General features: G+C 74.5%; 25 protein-coding genes and 1 riboswitch. Of the genes, 17 read left to right on the forward strand and 8 right to left on the reverse strand.

Annotation, left to right across the window (positions count from 1 at the left end; translation table 11 throughout):
• Positions 1–30: 30 nt before the first annotated feature.
• The 3 genes from D459_RS0124920 to fbaA form a co-directional block, all read right to left on the reverse strand.
• On the reverse strand, positions 31–1,314 hold the full coding sequence (locus tag D459_RS0124920; RefSeq protein ID WP_017595728.1) for an adenylosuccinate synthase: 1,284 nt from the start codon (positions 1,312–1,314) through the stop codon (positions 31–33).
• Positions 1,315–1,531: 217 nt separating this feature from the next.
• Complete coding sequence (locus D459_RS0124925) at positions 1,532–1,945, reverse strand: DUF3151 domain-containing protein (RefSeq protein WP_017595729.1); 414 nt, start codon at positions 1,943–1,945, stop codon at positions 1,532–1,534.
• Between the two features lie 193 nt (positions 1,946–2,138).
• Positions 2,139–3,161, reverse strand: coding sequence for a class II fructose-bisphosphate aldolase (fbaA, locus tag D459_RS0124930; RefSeq protein WP_017595730.1), 1,023 nt, complete (start codon positions 3,159–3,161; stop codon positions 2,139–2,141).
• A gap of 401 nt (positions 3,162–3,562) precedes the next feature.
• On the opposite strand from fbaA, the gene D459_RS0124935 reads away from it, so the two are divergent.
• The gene (locus D459_RS0124935) at positions 3,563–3,958 is read left to right on the forward strand and encodes a hypothetical protein (protein WP_017595731.1); all 396 of its coding nucleotides are present in this window, start codon (positions 3,563–3,565) and stop codon (positions 3,956–3,958) included.
• Between the two features lie 296 nt (positions 3,959–4,254).
• On the opposite strand, the gene pyrE is transcribed toward D459_RS0124935, so the two are convergent.
• Entirely contained in the window at positions 4,255–4,788 is a 534-nt protein-coding gene (gene pyrE / locus D459_RS0124940) for an orotate phosphoribosyltransferase (protein ID WP_026120741.1), read from the reverse strand.
• 55 nt (positions 4,789–4,843) lie between these two features.
• Between pyrE and cutA the strand changes: the two genes are divergently transcribed.
• Positions 4,844–5,194, forward strand: a complete 351-nt coding sequence (gene cutA / locus D459_RS0124945; protein ID WP_017595733.1) for a divalent-cation tolerance protein CutA — start codon at positions 4,844–4,846, stop codon at positions 5,192–5,194.
• Positions 5,191–5,802, forward strand: coding sequence for a hypothetical protein (locus D459_RS0124950; protein WP_017595734.1), 612 nt, complete (start codon positions 5,191–5,193; stop codon positions 5,800–5,802). The genes cutA and D459_RS0124950 overlap by 4 nt, the downstream gene beginning before the upstream one ends.
• Before the next feature lie 318 nt (positions 5,803–6,120).
• On the opposite strand, the gene D459_RS0124955 is transcribed toward D459_RS0124950, so the two are convergent.
• On the reverse strand, positions 6,121–7,230 hold the full coding sequence (locus D459_RS0124955; protein WP_017595735.1) for an alkene reductase: 1,110 nt from the start codon (positions 7,228–7,230) through the stop codon (positions 6,121–6,123).
• Between the two features lie 52 nt (positions 7,231–7,282).
• Between D459_RS0124955 and D459_RS0124960 the strand changes: the two genes are divergently transcribed.
• Positions 7,283–7,645, forward strand: coding sequence for a MerR family transcriptional regulator (locus D459_RS0124960; RefSeq protein WP_017595736.1), 363 nt, complete (start codon positions 7,283–7,285; stop codon positions 7,643–7,645).
• Positions 7,646–8,014: 369 nt separating this feature from the next.
• On the opposite strand, the gene D459_RS0124965 is transcribed toward D459_RS0124960, so the two are convergent.
• Positions 8,015–8,755, reverse strand: a complete 741-nt coding sequence (locus D459_RS0124965) for a hypothetical protein (protein ID WP_017595737.1) — start codon at positions 8,753–8,755, stop codon at positions 8,015–8,017.
• Positions 8,756–8,990: 235 nt separating this feature from the next.
• On the opposite strand from D459_RS0124965, the gene D459_RS37425 reads away from it, so the two are divergent.
• The 3 genes from D459_RS37425 to D459_RS0124980 all read left to right on the forward strand — a co-directional run bounded on the left by D459_RS37425 (position 8,991) and on the right by D459_RS0124980 (position 12,976).
• A complete protein-coding gene (locus D459_RS37425) occupies positions 8,991–10,475 on the forward strand; it encodes a sigma-70 family RNA polymerase sigma factor (RefSeq protein WP_051065536.1) in 1,485 nt (494 codons plus the stop codon).
• A 266-nt stretch (positions 10,476–10,741) separates the two neighbouring features.
• Positions 10,742–12,394 (forward strand): NYN domain-containing protein, encoded by a 1,653-nt coding sequence (locus tag D459_RS0124975; protein WP_017595738.1) that lies wholly within the window; start codon positions 10,742–10,744, stop codon positions 12,392–12,394.
• Between the two features lie 30 nt (positions 12,395–12,424).
• The gene (locus D459_RS0124980) at positions 12,425–12,976 is read left to right on the forward strand and encodes a hypothetical protein (protein WP_026120742.1); all 552 of its coding nucleotides are present in this window, start codon (positions 12,425–12,427) and stop codon (positions 12,974–12,976) included.
• Positions 12,977–13,055: 79 nt separating this feature from the next.
• On the opposite strand, the gene D459_RS0124985 is transcribed toward D459_RS0124980, so the two are convergent.
• A complete protein-coding gene (locus D459_RS0124985; protein WP_017595740.1) occupies positions 13,056–13,691 on the reverse strand; it encodes an HAD family hydrolase in 636 nt (211 codons plus the stop codon).
• A gap of 108 nt (positions 13,692–13,799) precedes the next feature.
• A riboswitch (cobalamin riboswitch) is annotated at positions 13,800–14,061 on the forward strand.
• A gap of 139 nt (positions 14,062–14,200) precedes the next feature.
• On the opposite strand from D459_RS0124985, the gene D459_RS0124990 reads away from it, so the two are divergent.
• Positions 14,201–16,738 carry a ribonucleoside-diphosphate reductase subunit alpha gene (locus D459_RS0124990; protein WP_017595741.1) on the forward strand — a complete coding sequence of 846 codons (2,538 nt, stop codon included), beginning with the start codon at positions 14,201–14,203 and terminating at the stop codon, positions 16,736–16,738.
• A gap of 105 nt (positions 16,739–16,843) precedes the next feature.
• On the forward strand, positions 16,844–17,917 hold the full coding sequence (locus D459_RS0124995; RefSeq protein ID WP_017595742.1) for a ribonucleotide-diphosphate reductase subunit beta: 1,074 nt from the start codon (positions 16,844–16,846) through the stop codon (positions 17,915–17,917).
• A 191-nt stretch (positions 17,918–18,108) separates the two neighbouring features.
• Here the strand turns inward: D459_RS0124995 and D459_RS0125000 are convergent, their stop codons facing one another.
• On the reverse strand, positions 18,109–19,059 hold the full coding sequence (locus tag D459_RS0125000; protein WP_017595743.1) for an MBL fold metallo-hydrolase: 951 nt from the start codon (positions 19,057–19,059) through the stop codon (positions 18,109–18,111).
• A 490-nt stretch (positions 19,060–19,549) separates the two neighbouring features.
• Here D459_RS0125000 and D459_RS0125010 point away from each other — a divergent pair, with 490 nt between their 5' ends.
• From D459_RS0125010 to D459_RS0125045, 8 genes are all read left to right on the forward strand, one after another.
• Positions 19,550–20,143 (forward strand): hypothetical protein, encoded by a 594-nt coding sequence (locus D459_RS0125010; RefSeq protein WP_017595745.1) that lies wholly within the window; start codon positions 19,550–19,552, stop codon positions 20,141–20,143.
• A gap of 212 nt (positions 20,144–20,355) precedes the next feature.
• On the forward strand, positions 20,356–21,783 hold the full coding sequence (locus D459_RS32705) for a hypothetical protein (RefSeq protein ID WP_017595746.1): 1,428 nt from the start codon (positions 20,356–20,358) through the stop codon (positions 21,781–21,783).
• A gap of 22 nt (positions 21,784–21,805) precedes the next feature.
• Complete coding sequence (locus D459_RS32710; RefSeq protein WP_020380327.1) at positions 21,806–22,138, forward strand: Scr1 family TA system antitoxin-like transcriptional regulator; 333 nt, start codon at positions 21,806–21,808, stop codon at positions 22,136–22,138.
• Positions 22,135–22,338: a DUF397 domain-containing protein gene (locus tag D459_RS0125025; RefSeq protein ID WP_017595748.1), complete on the forward strand. Its 204-nt coding sequence runs from the start codon at positions 22,135–22,137 to the stop codon at positions 22,336–22,338. The genes D459_RS32710 and D459_RS0125025 overlap by 4 nt, the downstream gene beginning before the upstream one ends.
• Positions 22,339–22,506: 168 nt before the next feature.
• Positions 22,507–24,729, forward strand: a complete 2,223-nt coding sequence (locus D459_RS37430; RefSeq protein ID WP_017595749.1) for a WD40 repeat domain-containing serine/threonine protein kinase — start codon at positions 22,507–22,509, stop codon at positions 24,727–24,729.
• A gap of 35 nt (positions 24,730–24,764) precedes the next feature.
• Positions 24,765–25,208, forward strand: coding sequence for a hypothetical protein (locus D459_RS0125035; protein ID WP_017595750.1), 444 nt, complete (start codon positions 24,765–24,767; stop codon positions 25,206–25,208).
• 93 nt (positions 25,209–25,301) lie between these two features.
• Entirely contained in the window at positions 25,302–25,700 is a 399-nt protein-coding gene (locus D459_RS0125040; protein ID WP_017595751.1) for a MerR family transcriptional regulator, read from the forward strand.
• Positions 25,697–26,026, forward strand: coding sequence for a thioredoxin family protein (locus D459_RS0125045; RefSeq protein WP_017595752.1), 330 nt, complete (start codon positions 25,697–25,699; stop codon positions 26,024–26,026). Before D459_RS0125040 ends, D459_RS0125045 begins: the two co-directional genes overlap by 4 nt.
• Positions 26,027–26,055: the final 29 nt, after the last annotated feature.

A 26,055-nucleotide genomic window follows, 5' to 3' on the forward strand; every position in this document is an offset into this window, starting at 1 on the left:
GGGGCAGTGGTACGGGTGCGCGCCGGCGCGTCAGACCAGGGAGCGCAGCTCCAGGGTCTGGTCGCGGCCGGGGCCGACGCCGATGGCCGAGATCGGGGCGCCGGACATCTCCTCCAGGGTACGCACGTAGGCCTGGGCGGTCTTGGGAAGTTCGGCGAAGGAGCGGACTCCGGTGATGTCCTCGCTCCAGCCGTCCAGCTCCTCGTAGACCGGCACGGCGTGGTGGAACTCGGTCTGGGTCATCGGGATCTCGTCGTGCCGGGACCCGTCGATGTCGTAGCCGACGCAGACCGGGATCTTCTCCAGGCCGGTGAGCACGTCCAGCTTGGTGAGGAAGAAGTCGGTGATGCCGTTGACCCGGGTGGCGTACCGGGCGATCGGCGCGTCGAACCAGCCGCAGCGGCGGTTGCGCCCGGTGGTGACGCCGAACTCGTGGCCCTGGGTGCGCAGCCACTCGCCCCACTCGTCGTGCAGCTCGGTCGGGAACGGCCCGGAGCCGACCCGGGTGGTGTAGGCCTTCAGGATGCCGACGACCTTGGTGATCCGGGTGGGGCCGATGCCCGCGCCGGCGCAGGCGCCGCCGGAGGTGGGGGAGGAGGAGGTGACGAACGGGTAGGTGCCGTGGTCGATGTCGAGGAGGGTGCCCTGGGAGCCCTCCAGGTAGACGTTCTTGCCCTCGTCGAGCGCCTTGTTCAGCACCAGGGAGGTGTCGGTGACGTGCGGCCGGATCCGGTCGGCGTAGCCCAGGTAGTCCTCGATGATCCGCTCTGCCTCCAGGCCGCGCCGGTTGTAGACCTTGGTGAGGACCTGGTTCTTGTCGTTGAGCGCCAGCTCGACCTTCTTGCGCAGGATCTTCTCGTCGAACATGTCCTGCACGCGCACGCCGGCCCGGGAGATCTTGTCGGCGTAGGTCGGGCCGATGCCGCGCCCGGTGGTGCCGATCCTCCCCTTGCCCAGGAACCGCTCGCTGACCTTGTCGAGCTCCCGGTGGTAGGGCATGATCAGGTGCGCGTTGGCGGAGATCAGCAGCTTGGAGGTGTCGACGCCGCGCGCCTGCAGCCCGCCGAGCTCCTCGAAGAGCACGGCCGGGTCGATGACGACCCCGTTGGCGATGACGGGCACCACGTCCGGCGAGAGGATCCCGGACGGCAGCAGGTGCAGCGCGTACTTCTGGTCTCCGATGACGACGGTGTGGCCGGCGTTGTTGCCGCCCTGGTAGCGCACCACGTAGTCCACGCGGTCGCCCACAAGGTCGGTCGCCTTGCCCTTGCCCTCGTCTCCCCACTGCGCCCCAACGAGCGTGATCGCCGGCATGCGGGTCTACCTCTTCAATCGTTCGGTCCGCGGCCCGGACACGGGTAAGCCCCTGGCGCAAGAAAGCGACAGGGGCCCTTGCGTCTAGAGCGTACACGACCGCCGCCCGCTCGTTAAGCGGTGAATTGCCCGGTCAGTACGGCTCTGCGTGCGGCTCCGCGGGCCGGCGGGGGGCCGGTGCGCGCCGGCCCGCCCGCCTGCCCTCCTCCGGTGCCGGCTAGGCCAGCTCGCGGGCGGCCTCGGGGCTGCTGTCGGCCAGGAAGGAGGAGCAGCGCTCGGCCTCCTCGTCCTCGCCGATGGCGGCGGCGGCCTTGCCCAGCGCGGCCAGCGCGCGCAGGAAGCCCTGGTTGGGGCCGTGCTCCCAGGGGACGGGGCCGTGGCCCTTCCAGCCGGCCCGGCGCAGCTGGTCCAGGCCCCGGTGGTAGCCGGTGCGGGCGTAGGCGTAGGCGGCGACCGGCCGGGACTCGGCCAGCGCCTGCTCGGCCAGTGCGGCCCAGGCGGCGGAGTAGGCCGGGAAGCGCGCGGCGACCTCGGTGGCGTCGGTGCCGGAGGCGAGCGCCTCCCGGGCTTCGGTCAGGTCGGGGAGGCGGGTGGCCGGCGGCTCCCCGAGCAGGTTCTGATGCGGATCCATGGCCCCATCCTGCCAGCGCGGGGCCGGGCGCGGGCGGCGGGCGGCACGCCTTCTCCGGCGGCGTGCGCCACCCCCTCCCCGGGGGGAGCGGGTGGCGCGCCCGGCCGTTGCGTCCGCCCATGGATAGCAGGCGGCCGGGCGCACCTCGGCCCCCGAGCCCGCTGGGAACCGGGGGCCGGTCTCGGAGCGCGGGTCAGGACATCTTCTTGCCCGCGGACTTGAGCTGCCGGCTGGCCTCGGCGACGCGCTCGGCCATGCCCGCCTCGGCGGCCTTGCCGTAGGAGCGCGGGTCGTACTGCTTCTTGTTCCCGACCTCGCCGTCGACCTTAAGCACGCCATCGTAGTTCTTCAGCATGTGGTCCGCGATCGGGCGGGTGAAGGCGTACTGCGTGTCGGTGTCGATGTTCATCTTCACCACGCCGTACTCGATGGCGGCGTGGATCTCCTCCAGGGTGGAGCCGGAGCCGCCGTGGAAGACGAAGTCGAACGGGCGGGTGCGGTCGTACTTCGCGCCGACGGCCTGCTGCGCCTCCTTGAGCACCTCCGGGCGGAGCTTGACGTGCCCGGGCTTGTACACGCCGTGCACGTTGCCGAAGGTCAGCGCGGTCATGTAGTAGCCGTTCTCACCCAGGCCGAGCGCCTCGGCGGTGCGCAGCGCGTCCTCGGGGGTGGTGTACAGCTTCTCGTTGATCTCGCCGACGATGCCGTCCTCCTCGCCGCCGACCACGCCGACCTCGATCTCCAGGATCGTGTTCGCGGCCTTGGAGAGGGCCAGCAGCTCGGTGGCGATCTCCAGGTTCTCCTCCAGCGGCACCGCGGAGCCGTCCCACATGTGCGACTGGAACAGCGGCTGCTGCCCGGCGGCCGCCCGCTCCTTGGAGATCTGCAGCAGCGGGCGGACGAAGCCGTCCAGCTTCTCCTTGGGGCAGTGGTCGGTGTGGAGCGCGATGTTGACCGGGTACTTGTCGGCGACGATCCGCGCGTACTCGGCGAACGCGACCGAGCCGGTGACCATGTCCTTCACCGTCGCGCCGGAGAGGAACTCGGCGCCGCCGGTGGAGATCTGCACGATGCCGTCGCTCTCGGCCTCGGCGAACCCGCGCAGGGCGGCGTGCAGGGTCTGGCTGGAGGTCACGTTGATCGCCGGGTAGGCGAAGCCCTGGGACTTCGCGCGGGCCAGCATCTCGGTGTAGACCTCTGGGGTCGCGATGGGCATGGTGTGACTCCCTGGTCGGCCTGGATGTCCTTTGCGGTGTCTCCCCCATCCTCCCGGAGGGCCCGGCGGGGCGGCGGGAGGGGGCGGGGGTCCGGACCCAGTATCGCGAACGGACCTGGCCCTCGGAAAGGTCTAGACCAAATGTCCAGTCCAATGGCGGTATGCGTGCCGTGTCCTCCGATGTGAAGAACGGGGGAGTCCGGAGCCCTGCGTGCACCGATGGGCCGGATGCGGCCAACGCGCCCTGATCGGGGCTGCGGTGCGGGTGGAGAGGCGGGTACCGGAAGGAAAAATTCTCATCAAGGGCGTATCAGGACACCCTCCCTCGAATGCCATGCGTGATTCACGCTACATTCAGGCGCGTGGGACGACATCGCAATGACCCGAGAGGCGCAGGCCAGGTGGCGGCGATCGCCGCGGCGATCGCGCTGTTCGTCGCGCTGGTCGCGCTCGGCGGGTTCTTCCTCTACAACTCACTCCCGGGCAACGCCGCGCCGGCGCAGCCCTCCGAGCCCGCCGCGGACGGCGCCGAGGAGGTGGGCGACGCCGACGACAGCGTGCTCTACATCAAGGTGGTCGGCGACTCCAGCGATGTCCTGGTGCGCATCCCCGGCGGCGAGGTGCTCACCGACACCACCATGACCCAGGGCCAGTACCTCAGCTACGACCACGACGCGATGGACGTCTCGGTCTCCGACCCCGACGCCGTCGAGGTCTACGTGAACGGCGAACTCAAGGACCTCGCCGCCGAAGAGGCCGGGAAGTCCTTCCTGGTCGAGAGCGGCGCCGCCGGTTAGATCGTCGGCGGGGGCCTTCTTCCCGCCCCGGCCCCACGCCGACCCGCGCCGGCCGCGCCCGCCTCGTCGAGCTCAGGGGCACCGTCTTTCCCGGCCCCCGGCCCCGCGCTCACCTCGTCGAGACGTCATCGCGGTGGTACCACGACGATGTTGAGCCCCGGCCTGTTGCTTTTGCCCGGCCCACCGCCCCGGCGGCCCCGCACAGGACGTGCGTCCAGGGCCGGGGCCCTGGGGAGAGCGGCGGCCCTGGGCTCGGCAGGGTGGGTGCGGGGTCGGGGCCGAAAGCCCGGAAGGGCTCAGACGTCCAGGTCGGACAGGTCGAACGCGGCCCGGTAGGGCAGGCCCTCGCCGGCCACCTTGTCCCGGGCGCCCCGGTCCACGATCACCGCGACCCCGACCACCTCGGCGCCGGCCTCGCGCAGCGCCTCCACCGCGGTGAGCACCGAGCCGCCGGTGGTGGAGGTGTCCTCCACGGCCAGCACCCGGCGCCCGGCGACGTCCGGGCCCTCGATCCGGCGCTGCAGGCCGTGCGCCTTGCCCGCCTTGCGCACCACGAACGCGTCCAGCCGCCGCCCGGACGCCGCGGCGGCGTGCAGCATCGAGGCCGCCACCGGGTCGGCGCCCAGGGTCAGCCCGCCCACGGCGTCGTACTCCAGGTCGGCGGTGGCCTCCAGCATCACCCGGCCGACCAGCGGGGCGGCCTCCCCGTCCAGGGTCACCCGGCGCAGATCGACGTAGTAGTCGGCCTCCTGGCCGGAGGACAGGGTGACGCGGCCGTGCACCACGGCCTTATCGTTGATGTGTCGGAGGAGTTCTTCGCGGTCGCTCATGCCTGTGAGCCTAGAACCTGTCGATCACCGTTCCGAGCAGCCGAAGTGGGTGGACATGGCAGAGCCGGAGCCCGTGGACGGGCACCAGCACGTCCGGGTGGAGACCACCGCGGGAAGCAGGGCCGACGCCGAGGCGCTGGCCCGCGCCGCCGTCGAGCACCGCCTGGCCGCGTGCGCCCAGGTCGGCGGGCCGATCACCGGCTTCTACCGGTGGGAGGAGCGGATCCAGGCCGACGAGGAGTGGCTGGTCGTGCTGAAGACCGCCGCCGACCGGCTGGACGCCCTCACCGCCTACCTCACCGAGGCGCACCCCTACGACGTGCCCGAGGTCGTCGCGGTCCCGGTGGCCGGCGGCTCCGCCGAGTACCTGGACTGGGTCGTCGACGAGACCCGCCCGGTCAGGTGAGCCCGGGCGGGCCCCGGGCGGCCGCGCCGGTGCTGCTGCTCGGCGGGCCGGAGGCCGGCGAGGGGGAGCGCGCGCTCGCCGCGGCACTGGAGGATCCCCTGGTCATCGGGGCGCCGGAGCCCGGCGGTCCGCCGTACGCGGCCCGCTGGGTGGCCGCCGCCTCGCTCCGCATCGCCGCCGCGGCCCCGGAGCACCCGCTGCTGGTCGCGGTCGGCGAGGCCGGCCCGCTGGCCGCCGCGATCGGCGCCGCGCAGCGCGCCGCGCACCGGCCCCCGGCCGGCTACGTCCTGGTCGACGCGCTGATGCCGGCCCCCGGCGGCACCACCCGCGGCGAACTGCGCGCCGCGCAGAACCCGCAGGACGCACAGGGCACGGAGGACGGGGACGCGGAGCCGCTCGCCGGTCCGCAGGCGCCGCCCGGGTACTGGACCGAGCCGCTGCCCCAGGTGTCGGACTGGCCCGACGCCCCCTGCGGCTACCTGCTCACCGACCCGCGGCACGCCCCCACCGCCCGCCTGGCCGGGATGCGCGGCTGGCCGGTGGCCGACGCCACCGCCCCCGGCACCGACCCGGCCGCGGCGCTCGCCGGCCTCATCGCCCGGCTCTGAACGGGGCCGCCGGGGGTGCTGAGCAGGGGGCCGTCGACCGGTGGCCGGGCCGCTGCTTCTGCGGGGCGGGGTCCCCGGCCTCCGGCGACGCCGTCCTCGCCGGGGCGCCCATCAGGCTCACCGCATGGCTGCGAGCGGGACGCCGGAGGCCGCTGAGCAGGGCCGTCGGACCGGTGTCCCTCCGGGGGCCTCGCCCGCCGCCGAGACCGCTCCTCTTCCGCTGCGTTCGGCGGCCCCGCCGTGCGGGTGCGGGCAGAGCACCGGAGGCGGCCGGGCCAGACCGCCCGGTCGGCGGCCCGGCCCAGGCGCTCGCCCGGCTCACCGCGCGGCCGCGAGGAGTTCGGCGGAGGCCGCCGGGTAGTCGGTGTAGCCCTCCGGGCCGTGGTCATAGAAGTGCTCCTTGGTCTCCGGCGGGGCGACCGGCGCGCCGGTGGCGAACCGGTGCGGCAGGTCCGGGTTGCTGATGAAGGCCCGGCCGAAGGAGACCAGGTCGGCGCGGCCGGAGCGGAGCACCTCCTCGGCCGCCTCCCTGGTGGTGGGCTCCCCGTTCTCGCCGACGTTGCCGATCAGCGTCCCGCTCCACCGCGGCCGCAGGTCGGCCAGGGAGGCGTAGCCGGACCCGGCGGCCTCGGTCAGGTGCAGGTAGGCCAGGCCCAGCGGGTCCAGCTCGGCCAGGAGCGCGCGGTAGACCGGTGCCGGGTCGGCCTCGGCCATCCCGAACTGCGGGTTGCCGGGGGAGAGCCGGATCGCGGTCCGCTCCGCGCCGACCTCCTCGGCCACCGCGCGCACCGCCTCGGCGGCGAACCGGGCCCGCCCGGCGCCGCCGTAGGCGTCGGTGCGCAGGTTGGTGTTGTCCGCGAGGAACTGGTGGATCAGGTAGCCGTTGGCGCCGTGCAGCTCCACCAGGTCGAAGCCGGCCCGGATCGCGTTGCGCGCGGCGCGGGCGTAGTCGGCCACCGCCTCGCGGATGTCCTCCCCGGTCATCTCGGCGGGGACCACCGGGTCGGCCTTGCCGTACCGGGTGTGCACCTGGAACGGCAGCGGCACCGGGGACGGGGCCGGCGGGTGCCCGCCGTCGATCCGGGTGTCCGGGTGCGCCATCCGGCCGCCGTGCATGAGCTGGGCGGCGATCCGCCCGCCGGCGGCGTGCACCGCGTCGGTCACCCGCCGCCAGCCGCGCACCTGGTCCTCGGTGACCAGGCCGGGGATGCGCCATCCGCTCTGCCCGGAGAACGACGGCCAGATCCCTTCGCTGACGATGAGCCCGGCGCCGGCGCGCTGGGCGTAGTACTCGGCGACGATGGGCAGCGGGACGCCGTCCTCGTCGCCGCGGAAGCGGGTCATCGGCGACATCGCGATGCGGTTGGGCAGCTCCAGCGGGCCGAGGGCGTAGGGGGCGAGGAGCGGGGAGGTCTCGTTGTTCGTCATGGCGGGAGCGTAGGATCTGACACCGGTGTCAGATTCAACCCCGGGAGGCGCCGTGCGGATCGGAGAGCTGGCCCGCAGGACCGCGGTGAGCGAGCGGTCGCTGCGCTACTACGACAAGCTCGGCCTGATCGCGGCCGAGCGCACCTCCGGCGGGCACCGGGACTTCCCCGAGTCGACGGTGGGCCGGGTGATCCGGATCCAGGAGCTGTTCGCGGCCGGCCTGTGCAGCGAGAAGATCGGCTGGCTGCTGCCCTGCCTGAACGACCCGGGGGAGGGCCCGGCGGAGACCGCCACCCCCGAACTGGCCGAGGTGCTCCAGGTGGAGCGGGACCGGATCGACCGGATGATCGGCGACCTGCTCCGCTCCCGCGACGTCCTGGACGAGGTCATCGACGAGGCCCGCGCGGTGCACTGACCCGGGAGGCGCCACTTCCCCGTTGGCAGGTGGGGCTGGGGCCGGAGGGAAGGGAACGGGGGCGCGTCCGCCTCCCCAAGCGGACGCGCCCCCTGCCGCCGGGGCCGGCGGGGAGGCCGCCCCTCTCGGGGCCAGAAGGCGCTCCCCGGCGTCGGCCGGGCGGCCCGCACCGGGCGCGTGCCCGGTGGGCGCCGGCCCGGGCGCTCCCGCCCCCTCTGCGGGGCGCCGCGGGCCGGTGGCCGCCGGTGCCGGGCCCCGCCCCCTCTGCGGGGCCGCGCGGCGCCGGCGGCGCTGCGGACCGGTCGGAGCCGAGGGAGGCGCCGCCGATCACGGTCGCGGCGGCCCGGGAGCGCCCCGGGCCGCCGGCGGTCAGGTGGAGAGGGGCCTCCCGATGTCGTTGAGCAGGGACCGGGCCTCGTCCAGGCGGTCCGGCAGCGGGACCGTCCACAGCTCGGCGCCGTGTTCGCGGCAGATGTTCTCGCGCAGGTGGCGGGCGCGCTCGCCGAGGTCGGCGGAGGTCTCGGTGAGCACCGCGAGCCGGGTCCGGCTGAGCAGCGCGATCGACTCGGCGCGGACGAAGTACCGGTTCAGCTCGTGGCCGAGGACGATGAGCTGCGCGGTGCGCCGCCACGGGTCGGCGGCCGGGTCCAGCGCCACGATGACCAGCCGGTGCTCGTCGGCCCGCCCCTCGCCCCGGTACAGCTCGCCGATCCGGGTGCGCAGGAAGGCCTCGGTCGCCAGGCCGGTCAGCGGGTCCTGGCACTCCTCGGTGGAGCGGCCGCCGTCCACCCACCCCTCGGCCAGCGCGCGCACCAGCGGCAGCGGCGGCTCGGTCCAGCCGAGCACGTCGGTGAGCGCGGCGAAGTCGGTGATGGTCGCGCCGATGTCCACCCCCGACCGGGCCCGGGCCTGGCCGAAGCGGAGGCAGCCGGGGACGAGGTCGCCGCCGCGCACCGCGGCCTCGCAGATGTGGTCCACCACCGGCGTCCACCAGTCGTCCGGCGGGTCCCAGCCGGTGAGTCTGCTCCTGCGGCACCAGAGGGTGCGCAGTCTGCGGCGCTGCGCGGCCTCGTCCGCCGGCGCCGATCCGCCCTGTCCGGGTGCCTCCATCACTGAAGCTCCTGTCCTCGCTGGTCAGGCCGTTCCGGCAGGGGCCCGCGCCCCCGTTTTCGGCGGGCTCCGCCGGAACGCCTTCACCCCTGTTCACGGACTCCGGTGGCGGCTATGACGCGATTGCGGGATATTTTTTTTCGACCTCTTCTCAGCGGAGGGGCGGAGCGGCGTCCGACGGGTTTCCGCGGGTGTCGGGAAACGCGGCCGCAGGGACGGCGGAAGGGGGCGACGGATGACCGACGTGCAGCAGGAGGACGCAGAGTCGCAGGCGGGTGACGATGAGCTGCTCTCGCAGGTGCGCGGGGGCGACACCGCGGCCTTCGGCACGCTGTGGGAGCGGCACGTGGACGCGGCCCGCGGCCTGGCCCGGCAGCTGGTCCGGGGCGAGGCCGAGGTCGAGGACGCGGTGGCGGACACCTTCACCCGGGTGCTCGACGTGGTGCGCCGCGGCGGCGGCCCCCGGGACGGGTTCCGCCCCTACCTGCTCACCGCGCTGCGGCACTGCGTCTACGACCGGGCCCGCAAGGACAAGCGGCAGGTCGTCACGGACGACATGGAGCGCTTCGACAGCGGCGAGCCGTTCGTCGACCCGGCCGTCGAGGGGCTGGAGCGGTCGCTGATCGCGCGGGCCTTCCTCTCGCTCCGCCCGGACTGGCAGTCGGTGCTCTGGTACACCGAGATCGAGGGCATCAAGCCCGCCGAGGCCGCCGGGATCCTCGGCCGCGACCCGAACACCGTCGCCGCGCTGGCCTACCGCGCCCGGGAGGGGCTGCGCCGCGCCTACCTGCAGATGCACCTGGCCGGCGGGGCGCCGGCGGAGAGCTGCCGCCCGGCGCTGGAGCTGCTCGGCGGCTACGTCCGCGGCGGGCTGGCCAAGCGCGACACCAGGACGGTCGACCGGCACCTGGACGACTGCTCCCAGTGCCGCGAGGTCTACGCCGAGCTGATGGACGTCAACGTCGGGCTGCGCGGGCTGGTCCTGCCGCTGTTCGCCGGCCCGGTCGCCGCCGGGTACCTGGCGAGCCTGCCGGGCGGGGCCGTGTTCGGCGGCGGCTGGTGGGGGCGGCTGCCCAAGCGCCAGCAGCAGGCCGCGGCCGCCGGCGGCGCCACCGTGGCGGTCGCCGCCGCCGCGGCGCTGGCCCTGGTCAGCAACGAGGAGCAGGTGCCCCCGCCGGAGCCGCCGCAGGCCGCGGCGCCGCAGCAGCCCGCGCCGCCGCCTCCCGCCGACCCGCCCGCGGATCCCCCCGCGGCCCCGCCCCCCGCCGACCCGCCGCCCCCGCCGCCGGCCGAGGAGCCGCCCCCGGCCCCTCCGGCCGAGGAGCCCCCGCCGCCGGAGCCGCCGGAGGAGGAGCCGCCCCCGCCGGAGCGGCCCGCGCCCCCGGAGGAGCCGGAGCCGCCGGAGGTCCCCGAACCGCCGGACCCCCCGGAACCGCCGGAGGTCCCGGACCCGCCGGCGCCCCCGGAGGTCCCCGATCCGCCGGTCTGGCCGGAGTGGCCCGAATGGCCGGGATGGCCGGAGTGGCCCGGGCAGCCGGGGGTGCCCCAGCCGCCGGGCTGGGTCGAGCGGCCGTCCGACCCGCAGTGGCCGGACCCGCCCGGGCCGCCCGGCGCCCCGGGCGGCCCCGAGGGACCGGAGGCCCCTGGCGCCCCCGGCGCCCCCGGTGCCCCCGGCGCTCCGGGGGAGCCCGCGGTGCCGGGGCCGCCGGCCGGCGGCTGACCGGGCCACCGGGTTCCGCCGGGCCGGCGGAACCCGCCGGGGCCGCCGCAGCCCCGGCGGGGCAGCGGATCCGGCCCGCGGAACGGCCCCCGGGTCGGCCGTGAACACGCGGTTCGCGGTACCGACTCGGGCACTCGGCACGCAAACCGGCACAGACTTGGTTAGGCTGTGGCCCGGCCTTTTCACGGGCCGATGCCGATCGCTGGACAGACCCGGTGCGGGAACACCGGCTCCGGGGTGCCGAACAACGGAAGGAGCGGTGTCGGGTGGATCGCTGCGCGCTGTTCGTCGACGCCGGCTACCTCCTCGCCGACGGTGCGATGGCGGTGCACGGGACCCGCAACCGGGATTCCGTGTCATGGGATTACGCGGGCCTGGCCCGGCTTCTCGAAGAGGTCGCGCGGGACCGCACGGGGCTCCCACTGCTGCGGTGCTACTGGTACGAGGCGACGGCGGACGGCCGTCGCAGCCAGGAGCAGGACGGTATTGCGGACATCCCCGGAATCAAGTTCCGAGCCGCACGCATCCGTCCGGGCAGACGCGAGGGAGTCGAGAGCTATGTCCAACGGGACCTGACCACGCTCGCCCGGACCGGGACGCTCTGCGAGGCGGTCCTGGTCAGCGGGGACGAGGACATGGCCCAAGTGGTCGCCGACGTGCAGGACCTCGGGGTGCGGGTCACCGTCGTGCACGTCTCGGTCGAGGGCAACTGGACCATCTCGCGGGCGCTGCGCCGGGAGTGCGACGACCTGATCGAGATCGGCGCGGGGCACCTGCGCCCCTACGTCACCCTGCTCTCCGGGGCGGCCGCCGCCGAGTCGGCGGCGGAGACCACCGCGCCGCTGGCCAACGGGCACGGCCGCTCGGCCCCCGAGACCGAGCGCCGCCCGGTCACCGCGCACCCGGAGTCCGACCGGGTGGAGCCGGCGCCCCCCGCCTCCCCCGCCCCCGGGCTGGAGCCGGTGTTCGCCGGGACCGGCGCCCAGCAGCCGATGAGCGGCAGCGCCATGGACCAGCTGCGCGCCATGCGGCGCAGCATCGCCCAGCAGCGCGGCGGCGACCACCTCGCCCCGCAGGCCGGGGCCGAGCCGCCGCGCTCCGCGTCCGGGCCGATCGACGCGAACGGCTTCCCCACCGGGCCGCGGGCCTCGCACGCCCCGTCGGCCACCGGCGCGCACCAGAGCCTGCGCGACGCCTCCCCGGGCGCCTCGGCCACCGGCGCGCACGGCGGCCTCGCGGCCGCCTCCGCGACCGGCCCGCAGCCGGCCTACGGCGCTCCGCCGCAGCCCGTGCCGCAGCAGCCGGTGCAGCCGGCCCAGCCGCCGCAGCAGGCGCAGACCGGGGCGCACGCGCCGATGGCCGCCCCCGGCCACCCGGCGGGCCCGCGCCACCACCAGCAGCCCGCCGGGTACGAGCACGAGGCGCCGCCCGGCAGAGCACCGGCCCCGCCGGACCCCCGGTACGGGCCGACCACCGGGGAGAACCCGGGGTTCGGAGGGGGTACCGGGCCAAACCCTACTTTTGGGACCAGTACGGAGGGTGACTCCCCGCGGGGAGGCGCCCCGGGGGTCCGGCCCCCGGACGCTACTGGTCCCAGGCTCCGACCCAGGGTCCAGCACGGGCCCTACACCGATCCCGTCCCGAGCGCGGACTACGCCGGGGCGTCGGCCGCGCGGACGATCGAGGAGGCGGTGAATGTCGCGCGCCGAGAGGGGAACGACTTCGCCGAGTCCATCGCCCGCGACGCGCCGGCGCTGTGGCTGGAGGCGGTGCTGGTGCGCCGCCCCCGGATGCCCTCCGACCTGGAGGCGCGGCTGCTCCAGGGCTCGGCGCTGCCGATCGACTACCTGCTCCGCGACGAGGTGCGCGAGGCGCTGCGGCAGGGGTTCTGGGAGGCGCTGGAGCGCGCCCGGGAGTGAGCGCGGCGCAAGCACCGAGGGAGGCTGGCAGTGACCCGAGTGACGACGGCCGATCTGGACCGCCTGGAGTTCCGGGCCGTCCAGTCCGGCGACCATGCCGAGGTGGCGGCGGAACTCCTCGGGCTGGCCGACAGCGTGGACGCCGACAGCGAGATCTCCCGGGCCGAGCTGTTCGTCCGGGCCGGTGAGCAGTGGGAGATGGCCCAGGAGTTCGAGCTGGCCGCACGCGCCTACCGGCGGGCCATCGACGACGGCGGCACCACCATCATCGACGCGCGCGCCCTGCTCGCCGGGGCGCTGCTCGAACTGGACCTGGTCGACGACGCCTACGCGCAGCTGGAGCGGCTGCGCGCCGAGGGGCCGCGGAACCTGCCCACCTACATCCACATCGCGGAGACGCTGCAGGCGCACGGCGACCTCAAGGCCGCCCAGCAGTGGGCCACCCTCGGCGTGGAGCGCTTCCGCCACCAGGACGTCTCGCCCTACGTGCACGACCTGCTGATGGAGCTGCTGCGGATCCGCTACCGGGTCCGGGTCGACCTCGGCCTGCCCGAGGACGCCCTGGACCGGATGCTGGACTGACCGCCGACCCTGAGCTCGACGAGGCGGGCGCGACCGGCCCGGATGGGGACGGGGCCGGGGTCCGGCTCGGGGGAGGGGGTCAGGCGGCCAGGGAGCGGCCCAGGGCGTAGGCCTCCAGCAGGCTGCGCCCGGTGTAGGCGGCGGTGGCGAGGGCGGCCACGTGGTGGTCCCCGTTGACCGACACCGACCCGCCCACGTGCCCGAAGAGCGGCGCGTCGGAGAGCGAGTCGCCGTAGGCGGTGCACCTCTCCAGCGGGATCCCGGCGGCGGCGCGCGCCTCCTCCGCGATGCGGACCTTGTCCTGCGGGCGTAGGATGCGCTCCGGGTCCGGCGGTCCGGGGAAGGGCGGGTCGGGGAAGTCCGAGGCGGCGACCGCGTCGAAGCCGAAGGCGTGCAGCCGGCGCGCGTAGAACCCCGGGGAGAGCGTGATGACCAGGGAGCGCTCGCCGCGCTTCCGGATGTCGGCGCAGACCTCGGCGATCCCGTCCAGGAACGGGCTGCCGGCGAACGCCTCGTCCACGTGCTCCTCGGTGAGGTGCCCCCAGAGCGAGAAGAGCTCCGCGGCGAACCCGCGGCTGTCCAGCTCGCCGGCGGAGAAGCGGCGCTCCAGCTCGGCCAGCCGGGGCCCGGTTCCGGTGACGCGGGCGATCTCCAGAGGGGCGCTGGTGCCGTGCAGCAGGGTGCCGTCCAGGTCGAAGATGTGTAGTCGCGTCATCGCGCGGAGCTTATCTCCGCAGCGCGTTGCGGACAACGGGCGGAGCGGGCGCGTCGCGTGTGAAACACGGCTATCTTGCGGTGGTCGCGCCGGGGTGCCACCAGATGTAGTATCTCTTCCGCTGGTGGTTCACCTGGGGCGGATGCTCCGGGTGGGGCAAGAGGGAACCCGGTGGAACTCCGGGACTGCCCCGCAGCGGTAAGCGGGAAGCGGCGCGCCGGCCCCCGGGGGGAACCGGGCGGCGCGCTTCCGAAAGTCGCCAACGGCACTGGGGGTTCAGGCCCCCGGGAAGCGGCGGCGAGTAGGCCGGACGGCGCTCAGCCGGACGTCGCCCGCGAGTCCGAAGACCTGCCACCGGCGTGCGCGCACGGCGCGCACGGACAACGGGGCCTCGTGGGCGGGCCGCCGTGGGCATAGGGGGGCTCGACGGTCGTGGGCGCTCCCCTGGTTCGCGCGCTCCGGCCTTCGACACCCCAACCGGTCGACGACTACCTGGTTGGAGCGAGCAGATGACCCTCGACACCGAGCCCGTCGCGGTTCCGGAGGCGAACACCCCGGACCCGGCGGAGCGGATCGGCGACGTGGTCCGCGAGGCGAGCACCGGACTGGCCGGGGTCAGCCCCGAGGCGGTCATCGCGGAGGCGCGCAAGGGCCTCTACCCGGGCATCACCGACGAGGAGCTGGAGCTCGCGCTGATCATGGCGGCGCGCAGCCACGTCGAGGAGGACCCCGACTACTCCCCGCTGGCCGCCCGGCTGCTGCTGGGCGCGCTCCGCCGGGAGGCGCTGACCTTCATCTCCGAGGCGGCGGACTCCGCGAGCGAGGGCGAGATGGCGCTCCGCTACGCGGACTACTTCGCCGGCTACGTCGCCCGCGGCGTGCGGCTGGAGCAGCTCGACCCGCGGCTGGAGAAGTTCGACCTGGCCCGGCTGGGGGCCGCGCTCCGCCCCGAGCGCGACCTGCAGTTCACCTTCCTCGGCCTGCAGACCCTCTACGACCGCTACTTCCTGCACAGCGAGGGCACCCGCTACGAGCTGCCGCAGGCGTTCTTCATGCGGGTCGCGATGGGCCTGGCGCTCAACGAGGACGATCGGGACGCCCGCGCGGTGGAGTTCTACGAGCTGCTCTCCTCGTTCGACTTCATGGCCTCCACGCCGACCCTGTTCAACTCCGGCACCCGCCACTCCCAGCTGTCGTCCTGCTTCCTGACCACGGTCGACGACGACCTGCAGTCGATCTTCAAGGGCATCTCCGACAACGCCCTGCTCTCCAAGTACTCCGGCGGCCTGGGCAACGACTGGACCCCGATCCGCGGCATCGGCGCCCGGATCCGCGGCACCAACGGCCAGAGCCAGGGCGTGGTCCCGTTCCTCAAGATCGCCAACGACACCGCGGTCGCGGTCAACCAGGGCGGCAAGCGCAAGGGCGCGGTCTGCGCCTACCTGGAGACCTGGCACATCGACATCGAGGAATTCCTCGACCTGCGGAAGAACACCGGCGACGAGCGCCGCCGCACGCACGACATGAACACCGCCAACTGGGTGCCGGACCTGTTCATGCGGCGGGTCGAGGCCGACGGGCAGTGGACGCTGTTCTCCCCGGACGAGGTGCCGGACCTGCACGACCTGTACGGCAAGGCGTTCGCCGAGCGGTACGAGGCCTACGAGCGGGCCGCCGAGGCCGGCGAGATCAAGGTGTTCCGCAAGGTCCGCGCGGTCGAGCTGTGGCGGCGCATGCTGACCATGCTGTTCGAGACCGGCCACCCGTGGATCACCTTCAAGGACCCGTGCAACCTGCGCTCCCCGCAGCAGCACGCCGGCGTGGTGCACTCGTCCAACCTGTGCACCGAGATCACCCTGAACACCAAGGCCGGCGACGAGGTGGCGGTCTGCAACCTCGGCTCGGTCAACCTGGCCCGGCACGTCGAGGGCGGCCGGCTGGACACCGAGCGGCTGGAGCGCACCGTGCGCACCGCCGTCCGGATGCTGGACAACGTCATCGACGTGAACTTCTACACCATCCCCGAGGCGGAGCGGGCCAACATGCGGCACCGCCCGGTCGGCCTGGGCCTGATGGGCTTCCAGGACGCGCTCTTCGAGCTGCGCCTGCCGATGGGCTCGCAGCGGGCGGTGGAGTTCGCCGACGAGTCGATGGAGCTGATCTCCTACCACGCCATCGCGGCCTCCTCCGAGCTGGCCGCCGAGCGCGGCTCCTACGCCTCCTTCGAGGGCTCGCTGTGGAGCAAGGGCGTGCTCCCGCTGGACTCGCTGCGCACCGTGGCCGAGGCCCGCGACGGCGACCTGGACGCCAACTACTCCTCCCGGCTGGACTGGGACTCGCTCCGGGAGAAGGTGCGCACCCAGGGGATGCGCAACTCCAACGTGATGGCGATCGCGCCGACCGCGACCATCGCCAACATCACCGGGGTGAGCCAGTCGATCGAGCCGATCTACCGGAACCTGTTCGTCAAGTCGAACATGTCCGGCGACTTCACCGTGGTCAACCCCTACCTGGTCCGCGACCTCAAGGCGCGCGGCCTGTGGGACGCGGACATGGTCACCCAGCTCAAGGTGCACGACGGCAGCCTCGGCCCGATCGCCCGGGTGCCCGACGACCTGAAGGAGCTCTACGCCACCGCGTTCGAGCTCGACCCGACCTGGCTGGTGGACGCCGCGGCGCGCCGGCAGAAGTGGATCGACCAGGCGCAGTCGCTCAACCTGTACATGGCGGCGCCGAGCGGCAAGAAGCTGGACAACCTGTACCGGCGGGCCTGGCGCAAGGGCCTCAAGACCACCTACTACCTGCGCGCGCAGAGCGCGACGCACGTGGAGAAGTCGACCCTGAAGGGCACCGACGGCCGGCTCAACGCGGTCTCCGCCACCCCGTCCCCGGCCCCGGCGGCGGCCCCGGCTCCGGCTCCCTCCCCGGCGCCGTCCCCGGCCGCCCGGCCCTCCGCCGAGGCGCCCGCCTCCACCGCCCCGGAGATCGACCCGGACGCCGGCGCGCTCTGCTCGATCGACGACCCGGACTGCGAAGCCTGCCAGTAGCGCGGCCCCGCGGGGCGGGGGCGGCGCGATCCCCCGGGAAGCGCCGCCCGCCCCGCCCGGCCCCTGGCGCACCACCACCGACTTGGAAAGACGACGGTCACACTCATGACGACGGCCCCGGAGACGGACAGCACCGGACTCGGCGAGATCGCCCGCGACGCCGCGCGCGTCAGCGTCGGCGACAAGGCGATGATCAACGCCCGCGCGGACGTGAACCAGCTGCTGCCGCTCAAGTACAACTGGGCCTGGGACAAGTACCTGGCGGGCTGCAACAACCACTGGATGCCCACCGAGGTGTCCATGCAGGCCGACATCGCCCTGTGGAAGTCGGCCGACGGCCTCACCGAGGACGAGCGGCTGATGCTCAAGCGGAACCTGGGCTTCTTCGCCACCGCGGAGTCCCTCGTCGCCAACAACATCGTGCTCGCGGTCTACCGGCAGCTGACCAACCCCGAGTGCCGCCAGTACCTGCTCCGCCAGGCCTTCGAGGAGGCCGTGCACACGCACACCTTCCAGTACATCTGCGAGAGCCTCGGCCTGGACGAGGGCGAGCTGTTCAACATGTACCGGGAGATCCCCTCCATCACGGAGAAGGACGCCTGGGCGCTGAAGTACACGCAGAACCTGGAGAACCCGGACTTCGCCACCGGCACCCCCGAGGCGGACCAGGCCTTCCTCCGCGACCTGGTCGCGTTCTACGTGATCTTCGAGGGCATGTGGTTCTACACCGGCTTCGCGCAGATCCTCTCACTGGGCCGGCGGAACAAGATGGTCGGCATCGCCGAGCAGTACCAGTACATCCTGCGCGACGAGTCGATCCACCTGAACTTCGGCATCGACGTGATCAACCAGATCAAGCTGGAGAACCCCCACCTGTGGACCCCGGAGTTCCAGGAGGAGGTGCGCACCATGCTCACCGAGGCATGCGAACTGGAGATCGCCTACGGCCGCGAGACCATGCCGCGCGGCATCCTCGGCCTCAACGCCGAGCTGTGCGAGCAGTACATGCACTTCATCACCGACCGCCGCGCCGAGCAGATCGGCCTGGCCCCGATCTTCGGCAACACGGAGAACCCCTTCCCGTGGATGTCGGAGATGATGGACCTGAACAAGGAGAAGAACTTCTTCGAGACCCGGGTCATCGAGTACCAGACCGGCGGCGGCCTGGACTGGGACTGACCCGCATGGACACGGCCCCCACCCCCCGTCGGCGGAGGGGAGTGGGGGCCGTTTCGAGGCCGTTTCGGGAGATGCTCCCGGAGTTCCCCCGGACTCCTCCGCACCGGCGCCCTGCCCTCGGCAGGGCGCCGTTCGCATGTGCGGCGGCCTCCCCGGCGCGGCTTCGGCGGCCGGGCGCCCGCCGGGGCGGGTCAGGCCCGGGCGTCGGCGAGGCGGCCGCGGATCATCAGGTCCATGACGCGCATGAAGCGGTCGGTGCGGTGGGGGCCGATGACGAAGGGGTTCGGGCCCTGGGGGTCGGCGCGCAGCTCGTCGATGCGCTGGAGGCCGTGGTCGTTGGGGTGGTTGGACAGCTCGACGTCGGCGCCGGCGCGGTGCATGCGGCGGCGGAAGGCGGCGATGGAGTCGCGGTAGGTGCGCAGTTCGGCGGGGGCGGCGGGCGGGTTGGTGCCGCCCCAGAGCATGGCGGTGCGGGGGCGGCCGCGGTGGCGGGTGTCGAAGAGGGCCGAGACGGTGCCGGGGGTGTGGCCGGGGGTGTGGTGGAGGGTGACGGCGGTCGGGCCCAGGTCGAGGCGGTGGCCGTCGGTGATCTCCATGTCGCGGCGGGGGGCGTGCTCGTGTCCGTCGGCTTCGACGAGGTCCCAGTCGGTGGGGGACATCAGGACGCGGGCGCCATGGCGGTCGGCGAGGTACCGGGCGCCGCCGAAGTGGTCGTAGTGGCCGTGGGTGACGACGATGTAGCGGATGTCGGCGGGGTCGGCGCCGACTTCGCGGAGCCCGGGTTCGATGACGGTGCGGGCGTCGTGCGGGCTGCGCAGGGCGTCGAAGAGGACGATGCCCTCGTCCGTGGTCAGGGCCATGGCGTGGACGAAGCCGACGCTGAGGACGGCGAGGTCGTCGAGGATGCGGGTGGGCGGGGGCGCGGGGACCTCGCCGGGGATTTCGGTGTCGGGGTGGAGGGCCCTGGCGATGGCGGTGAGGACGGGGTCGTCGCCGGCGAGGCGGCGGGCGCGGTCGTAGTAGGGGGTTCCGGGGGCGGCGTCGGCGCGGGCGGGCGCGGCCGCGGCGGACAGGGCGGCGGCGGTGAGGGTGCCGAGCGCGAGGCGGCCCAGGGAGCGGCGGGTGATGGGGCCGGTGGGCAAGGAGGGCTCCTGTTCGTGCCGGGCGGGTGACGGGGCCGTGTCGGTCGGTGGGCCCGACGGGTGCGATGCGGGGCGGGGGCGGGATGTTCGATCGGATCACGGGGAGAATCGGGACCCCCGGGGCCCCTGGGGCGCGCCCGGACCGCTTACCGCCGTGGCCGAAATCGGTCCCAGAGCGAGCGATGAGAAACCGGGGCCGGCGGGGTCTGACAGAATCGTCGGCGTTTCATCACTGATCACTACTGGAGTCACAAGAGTGTCGGACTATCCCCCACCGTCACAGGGTCCCGGGTTCGGACCGCAGCAGGGTCCGCCCCCCGGCGGACCGGGAGCCCGCCCCCCGCACCAGGGGCCGCCCCCGGGCGCCCCGGGCGCCTCTGGTGGAGCCCGCCCCCCGCACCCGCCGGGGCAGCAGGGCCCGCACGGCGCACCCCACCAGGGCGGCGGCCGCGGGGGTCCGCCGCCGCAGGGCCCGCCGCCGGCACCCGGCATGGGTGCGGGCAACAAGAAGCTGTTCATCATCCTGGGCTCGGCGGGCGCCGGGGCGCTCGTCCTCATCCTGACGCTCGTGCTGGTCCTGGGCGGCGGGTCGCCCTACTACTCGGAGCTGGTCAACTGCAGTGACGTCGAAAGCGACCTCGGGCTGGAGGGCCGCGAGGCGCGCTCGGTCCCCGCGCTCTACGCCGACAGGGACGTGAACGCCAACGTCGACACCTTCGTCGAGTGCGAGGGGGAGGACGAGACCGGCGAGGTCGAGCTCCTGGTGCTGCTCCTCACGCCGTCCTACGCCGAACAGGACGGCGCCATGGAGGGGCGGGCCGACCTGGTCCACTACGAGGAGCAGGAAGACGGCAACAACTATGTGGAGCACGAGGTCTCCGTCGGCGACCACTCCCGGGCCCTCGACGACGAGAACATGGGGTCGCCCGAGGACTCCCTGGCGTTCGTCACCTACGCGAGCGGCAACCTCGTCCTGGCCTGCGCCGCGGAGGGGGCGGGCACTCCCGAGGAGCGCATCGACCGCGCGATCGCGGCCTGCGGCTCCTACGAGGACGCGATGAAGGCCCAGGCCCCGACCATCTAGACGGGCGGACCGCCGCACGGCGGACGCCACCGGCACGTCCGGGGCGGGAACGCGGTCCTGTTCGACCCGCTTCCGCCTCGGGCTCCCCCCGCACCCGCTCCTGAACCAGCGGCGCCCTCCGTCCGCGGAGGAGGGCGCCGCTTTTCCGTGTTCCGGCACAATCGGAGCCATGCCCCCCACGCCTCCGAACCCCCTGCCCCGGTTCCTCGAAGGTGAGCAGCAGCGTCGAGCACACCACCGTCGGCAACGTTGCCCAGGTCGGCTCCGCCCGCGACGTCTACAACGTCTACAACGCCCCTGGCCCGGCCCCGGAGCGGGCCCTGGAGGCCGCCCCGGCCGGCGCGGTGCCGGTGGCCGGGGCCGACCCCCGGAAGCCGGGGGTGCACCCGGCCCGCCCCGGTGCCGACGGGGCCCGGCTGCCGCCCTATGTCCCCCGCGACCTCGACGGCGTGCTGGAGGACGCGGTGCGCGCCGCGGCCCGGAGCGGGGGCGCGGTGCTGGTGGTGGGCGACTCCACAGCCGGCAAGTCCCGCGCCCTGCACCGCGCCCTGACCGCGGTGGCCGGGCAGCGGTGGCTGCTCGCCCCGCCTCCCGGCACCGACCTGGGCGCCTTGGCCGAGTGCATCGGGGCCTCCGAAGAGTTCGCCGCGGCCGGGGCGGTGGTGTGGCCGGACGACGCCGACCGGTTCCTGGGCCGCGGTCGCGGCGGTCTCACCGAGACCACCCTCGCCCTGCTCACCCGGGCCGGGGCGGTCGTGGCGGCCACCCTGCGCACCGAGTTCCACGACGCCTACCTCGACGGCCCCGCCGCGGACCTCCAGGACCGGGTGCAGGCGCACCGGGAGCGGGAGGAAGCGGCCGCCCTGCTCCGGCGTCTCGACCCGATCGAGCTGGACCGGGCCTGGTCGCGCGGGGAGGTCGAGCGCGCCGCCGCCCACGGCGATGACCGACTGGCCGCGGCCGCCCGCGCGGCGAAGGACCGGGTCCACGGGGTGGCCGAGTACCTCGCGGCCGGACCGGACCTGCTGGGCCTGTGGCGCGGCGCCCGGCGCCCGACCTCCCGCGGCGGCCACCCCCGCGGGCACGCCATCGTGGCCGCGGCGGTGGACCTGGCCCGCACCGGCCTGCTCACCCCGCCCGACCGCGCCTTGCTGGAGCGCGCCCACACCGCCTACCTGGCCGGCGCGGCGGCGCTGCGGCCCGAGCCCTTCGACCGGGCTCTGGCCTGGGCCCAGCAGGTGCGGCTGGGGGTGAGCGGGCTGCTCATCCCCGCCGACCTCGACGGCCGGCGCTGGCGCCCCTTCGACCACCTCGTCGAAGCCGCCGAGGCCCCCGTCCCCGAGGAGCTGTGGGAAGCGGCGCTGGAGCACACCGCGGACGACGATGAGCGCCTGGCCGTGGTCGACCGGGCCGACGAGGAGGCCCGGCGGGACATCGCGGAGGCCGCCTGCGAACCGCTCGCCCGGGCAGGCCACCCGAAGGCCATGAACCTCATGGGCTCCTGGGCCCATGACGATGACAGAGCCGCCGAGGCCGAGGAATGGTGGCGCCGCGCCGCAGGCACCGGGGACACCACCGCGATGAACAACCTCGGCTTCCTGCTGAAGCATCGGGGTGAGGAGGCCGAGGCGGGGCGGTAGCGCTGAATTGCGTTCCGGGGCGATGAAGGCTCTGGCGTACGGCGAGTTCGGTGGCGCCATGGCCGCGCGGATCGATCACATCTTGGAGCCGGCCGAGGCCGACGACACGATCACCATTCAGATGATCAGGGCGGACCGCCTCAACGCCGGAAGTGCGGGCCCGTTCGTGATCACCGAGTTCCCGAACCGGGTGGATCCCACGGTCGTGCATCTGGAGACTGACACCGACGGCCTGTACCTGGAGGAACCCGAAGAGATCGCACGGTACCGCCGTCTCTTCAACCGCCTGCGACTCGGGGCGCTCCGTCCCGGGGAGACCATCGCCCGACTACGAGAATTGACCGACCAGACATGACATCGACGCGCTCTATTCCCAACGCCCTGTTCCGCAAGTCCAGCTACAGCCAGCCCCAGGGCGGCAACTGCGTCGAGGTCGCCGAGACGCCGGCCGTGTGCGCCGTGCGGGACAGCCTCCGCCCCGACGCGGGGCACCTGGGGTTCCCCGCCGCCGAATGGGCCGCGTTCGTCCGCGGGGTGCGCAGCGACCTCACCTAGACGAGAGAGCGGCCCTCGGATCTCCTCCGAGGGCCGCTCGCACATCGTGGGCGGCGGAGCGTCCGGCGGACCACCCCTCGAATAAGGGGCGGAATCGCCTCAATCGCAGGCATTCCGCTCCGCTAGCCTGAGCGGGTTCGAGAGCCGGCGGGCGGGGGAGGCGGCAGGGTGCGCGAGTTGGATCCCGAGGACCCCCGGGAGATCGGCGGGCACCGGTTGCTGCGCCGGATCGGGGCCGGCGGGATGGGCGTCGTCTACCTCGGGCTCGCGCCGCAGGGCGGGTTCAGCGCGGTGAAGGCGGTCCGCGCGGAGTACGCCGGCGATGCCGACTTCCGGGCGCGGTTCCGGCGCGAGGCCGCCGCGGCCCGCCGGGTCCGGGGCCCGTTCACCGCGCGGGTGCTCGGCGCCGACCCCGATGCCCCGCTGCCCTGGCTGGCCACCGAGTACATCCCCGGCCTCACCCTCGACCGGGCCGTGCGCGAGGTGGGCGAGTTCCAGGGGGAGCCGCTGCGGATCCTCGCCGCCGGGCTGGCCGAGGCGCTCGCCGCGATCCACGCCGCGGGACTGGTCCACCGCGACCTCAAGCCCTCCAACGTGCTGCTCTCCGACCGCGGCCCGCAGGTCATCGACTTCGGCATCGCCCGGGCCGCCGACGCCACCGCGCTCACCGCCACCGGGCAGGCGCTGGGCACCCCCGGCTACATGTCGCCCGAACAGGTGACCGGCGGCGGGTCCGGGCCGCACAGCGACGTCTTCGCCTTCGGCGGCGTGCTGCTGTACGCCGCGACGGGGCGCCCGCCCTTCGGCCACGGGGATCCGATGGCCGTGCTCTACCGGGCCGTGCGCGAGGAACCCGACCTGACCGGGCTGCCCGCGTCCGTCGCCGGCCTGGTCCGCGCCTGCCTGGAGAAGGACCCGGCGGCCCGGCCCGGGCTCGCGGAGGTGCGCGCCGCCCTGGCCGGGCCGGACGGGGAGCCCGCCGCCGAGCGGGCGGCCCGCGCCGAGTGGCTGCCCGGGGCGGTCACCGCCGAGATCGCGCGGGGCGCGGCCGAGGTGCGCCGGGCCGGCGAGGAGGGGCCGGACCGCGGCGGGCGGGCCCGCTCCGGTGTCCTGCGCCCCCTGGCCTGGGCCGGGGCGGGCGGACTGGCCGTGCTGGCGGCCGCCGCGATCGCGCTGGCGTCCGCCGCCGACCGGGGGCTCCCCGGCGCGGGCGGGCCCGGAGAGTACCCCGGCGGCGACGGCGGCGGCGCCCCGGGCGTCCTCCTCGGAGAGGCGGGGGCGGTCGAGGCCGAACCCGTCGCCGACGACCTGGCCGCGCTGGAGTGCTCCGGGGCGTACGGGCCGGTGGAGGTCTACGGGCTGCGCTGGGTCGGCCACGGCACCGAGCTGCTGGCGCTGACCGACTACGGCCTGTCGCTGTTCGACGCGGACGAGGGCGAGGAGACCGCCCGGCTGGGCGGCCCCGGCCCGGACGCCGGGACGGAATGCCGCCGCTACGGGGACGGGTCGGCCGCGGTGCGGCGGATGGACGTGAGCGACGACGGGCGGATCGCCGTGCAGGTCGCCCCCGAGGGGGACGAGATCCTCGCCTGGGACGTCGAGCGCCGCGAGGAGCTCCCGCCGATCGAGCTGAGCGGTGCGCTGGAGGACCCCGCCGTCGCGCTGAGCGGCGACGGCGAGACGGTCGCCGTCTCCGGCGGCGCGGGCGGGACCGCGCGGAGCCTGGAGGTCTTCCGGACCGAGGGCGGCGAGCCGCTGCTCACCGAGGACTCCCCCTACTACGCCATCGACCTCGACTTCGACGGCGGCCGGCTGGCGGCCGTCGACGCCGCGGGCGAGCGGTCGGTCGCCCTGATCGACACCGCGTCGGGCCGGGTCGGCGAGCGCTACCCGGTGCGCGAGCCGGCCGGCGACCGCGCCTCCGCCCTGGTCGCCTTCGGCGGCGGCGACCTCCTCGCCTACACCACCGGCGCCTCGGTGGTCGTGTGGAACCCGGACACGGAGAGCGTGCTGTCCGAGTTCCCGTACGGGCCGGGCGCGGGCGCCGCCGACGGGTTCGGGTTCACCGGCGACTCGACGGTGGCCCTGGCGCTCTCCCCGGGAGGCTCCGGCGCCCCCGGCGGACTGGTGCGGCGGTGGAGCATCGCCGACGGCTCCGAGATGTCCTCGCTGGAAGGGGCGGGGTGGCGGTTCCCCGCCTTCCACCCGAGCGCCCCGGACAGGGCCCCGGAGATCGCCGCCTTCCGGACCCCGGACGGCACCGACCCCGGCCGCGCCGTCGCCATCGTCCGCCCGGAGGAGGGGGAGGACGCCACCCGCTGGCTCTCCTGGGGCCCGGCCGGCCTCGGCGGGCAGGCGGCCGGTTTCTCCACCGGAAAGCGCCGGGGATAGGATCGGCGCCTGCTCTGAGGTGAAAAGCGGAGAACATGCTCTTCTCGATCCCCACGTCCGGCTGGGTGCTGATCGCGCTCGCGGCGACGGCCGTCTTCCTGCTCGGCATGCGCGCCCTGATCATCGGCGCCGTGTCCGCGGACGGAATCCCGCCCGAGATACAGGAGCGGAGCCGGCGGACGATGCGGAGGCTGTACACCGCGACGCCCGTGGTCGCCCTCATCGCCGTGGGGGTGCGGATGCTCCGCCCGGAGGAGCCGTCGACCGTCCTGTTCCTCTACAGCGTGGCGTTCACCGCCATCCCGCTCGTCCTCCTCCCGGTCCGCGGCCGGCTGTCCAGGGCCTACCTCGCCCGGCTGCGGAACCCCGGTGCAGCCCCCGAGCCGGACCGGGTGGTGACGGTCTGGCTGATCGCCTCCCTGATGGCGGTCTGCCTGGCCGCCACGGCCGGGGTGATGGCCGCGAAGTACGGGGGCTGACCTCCCACCCGGAGCGCGCCTCCCCGGAGATCCCTCCCACCGCCGCCCCGGCCCCTTGCCCTGACGTCGGCGTCAAGGCCTAACTTCAATGCCATGCGCATCGGTGAACTCGCGGAGCGGTCCGGGGTCAGCACCCGGACGCTGCGCTACTACGAATCCCGGGGGCTGCTGCCCGCCCGCCGGGCGGTCAACGGCCACCGGGTGTACGGCGACGGCGACCTGCGGCTGGTGCGGGAGATCCGCACCCTCCAGGACGTCGGGTTCAGCCTGGAGGAGACCCGGCCGTTCGTGCGGTGCCTGCAGGACGGGCACCCGGCCGGGGACTCCTGCCCCACCTCGCTGCAGGCCTACCGGGGCAAGCTCGCCGAGATCGACGCGCTGATGGAGCGGCTGCGCGGCGCCCGGGACCGGGTGAGCGCCCAGCTGCTCCGGGCAGAGGCGCGGCTCTCCGCCGACGCCGGACCGCGATGCCAGTGGGAGGAGCAGGGATGACCCCGACGACGAGCGTGTACGACACCACCGACGCCGGCTTCGCCGAGGAGGTCCTCGGCGCCGACCGGCCGGTCCTGGTCATGTTCACCTCCGCGCACTGCCCGCCGTGCCGGATGATGGCCCCCGTCCTGGACGAGGTCGCCGCCGAGCGGGCCGACCGGATCGCGGTCGCCCGGCTCGACGTCGACGCCAACCCGGAGGCGGTCCGGGCCTACGGGGTGATGGGCACCCCCACGCTGATCCTCTTCGACGGCGGCGAACCGGTCCGCTCCCTGGTCGGCGCCCGCCCCAAGCGGCGCCTGCTCCAGGAGCTCGACGGAGTGTGACGGCGGCCGGGCGGCGGAGGGGCGGCGTC

This window comes from Nocardiopsis potens DSM 45234, assembly GCF_000341105.1.
Taxonomy (GTDB): Bacteria; Actinomycetota; Actinomycetes; order Streptosporangiales; family Streptosporangiaceae; genus Nocardiopsis_A; species Nocardiopsis_A potens.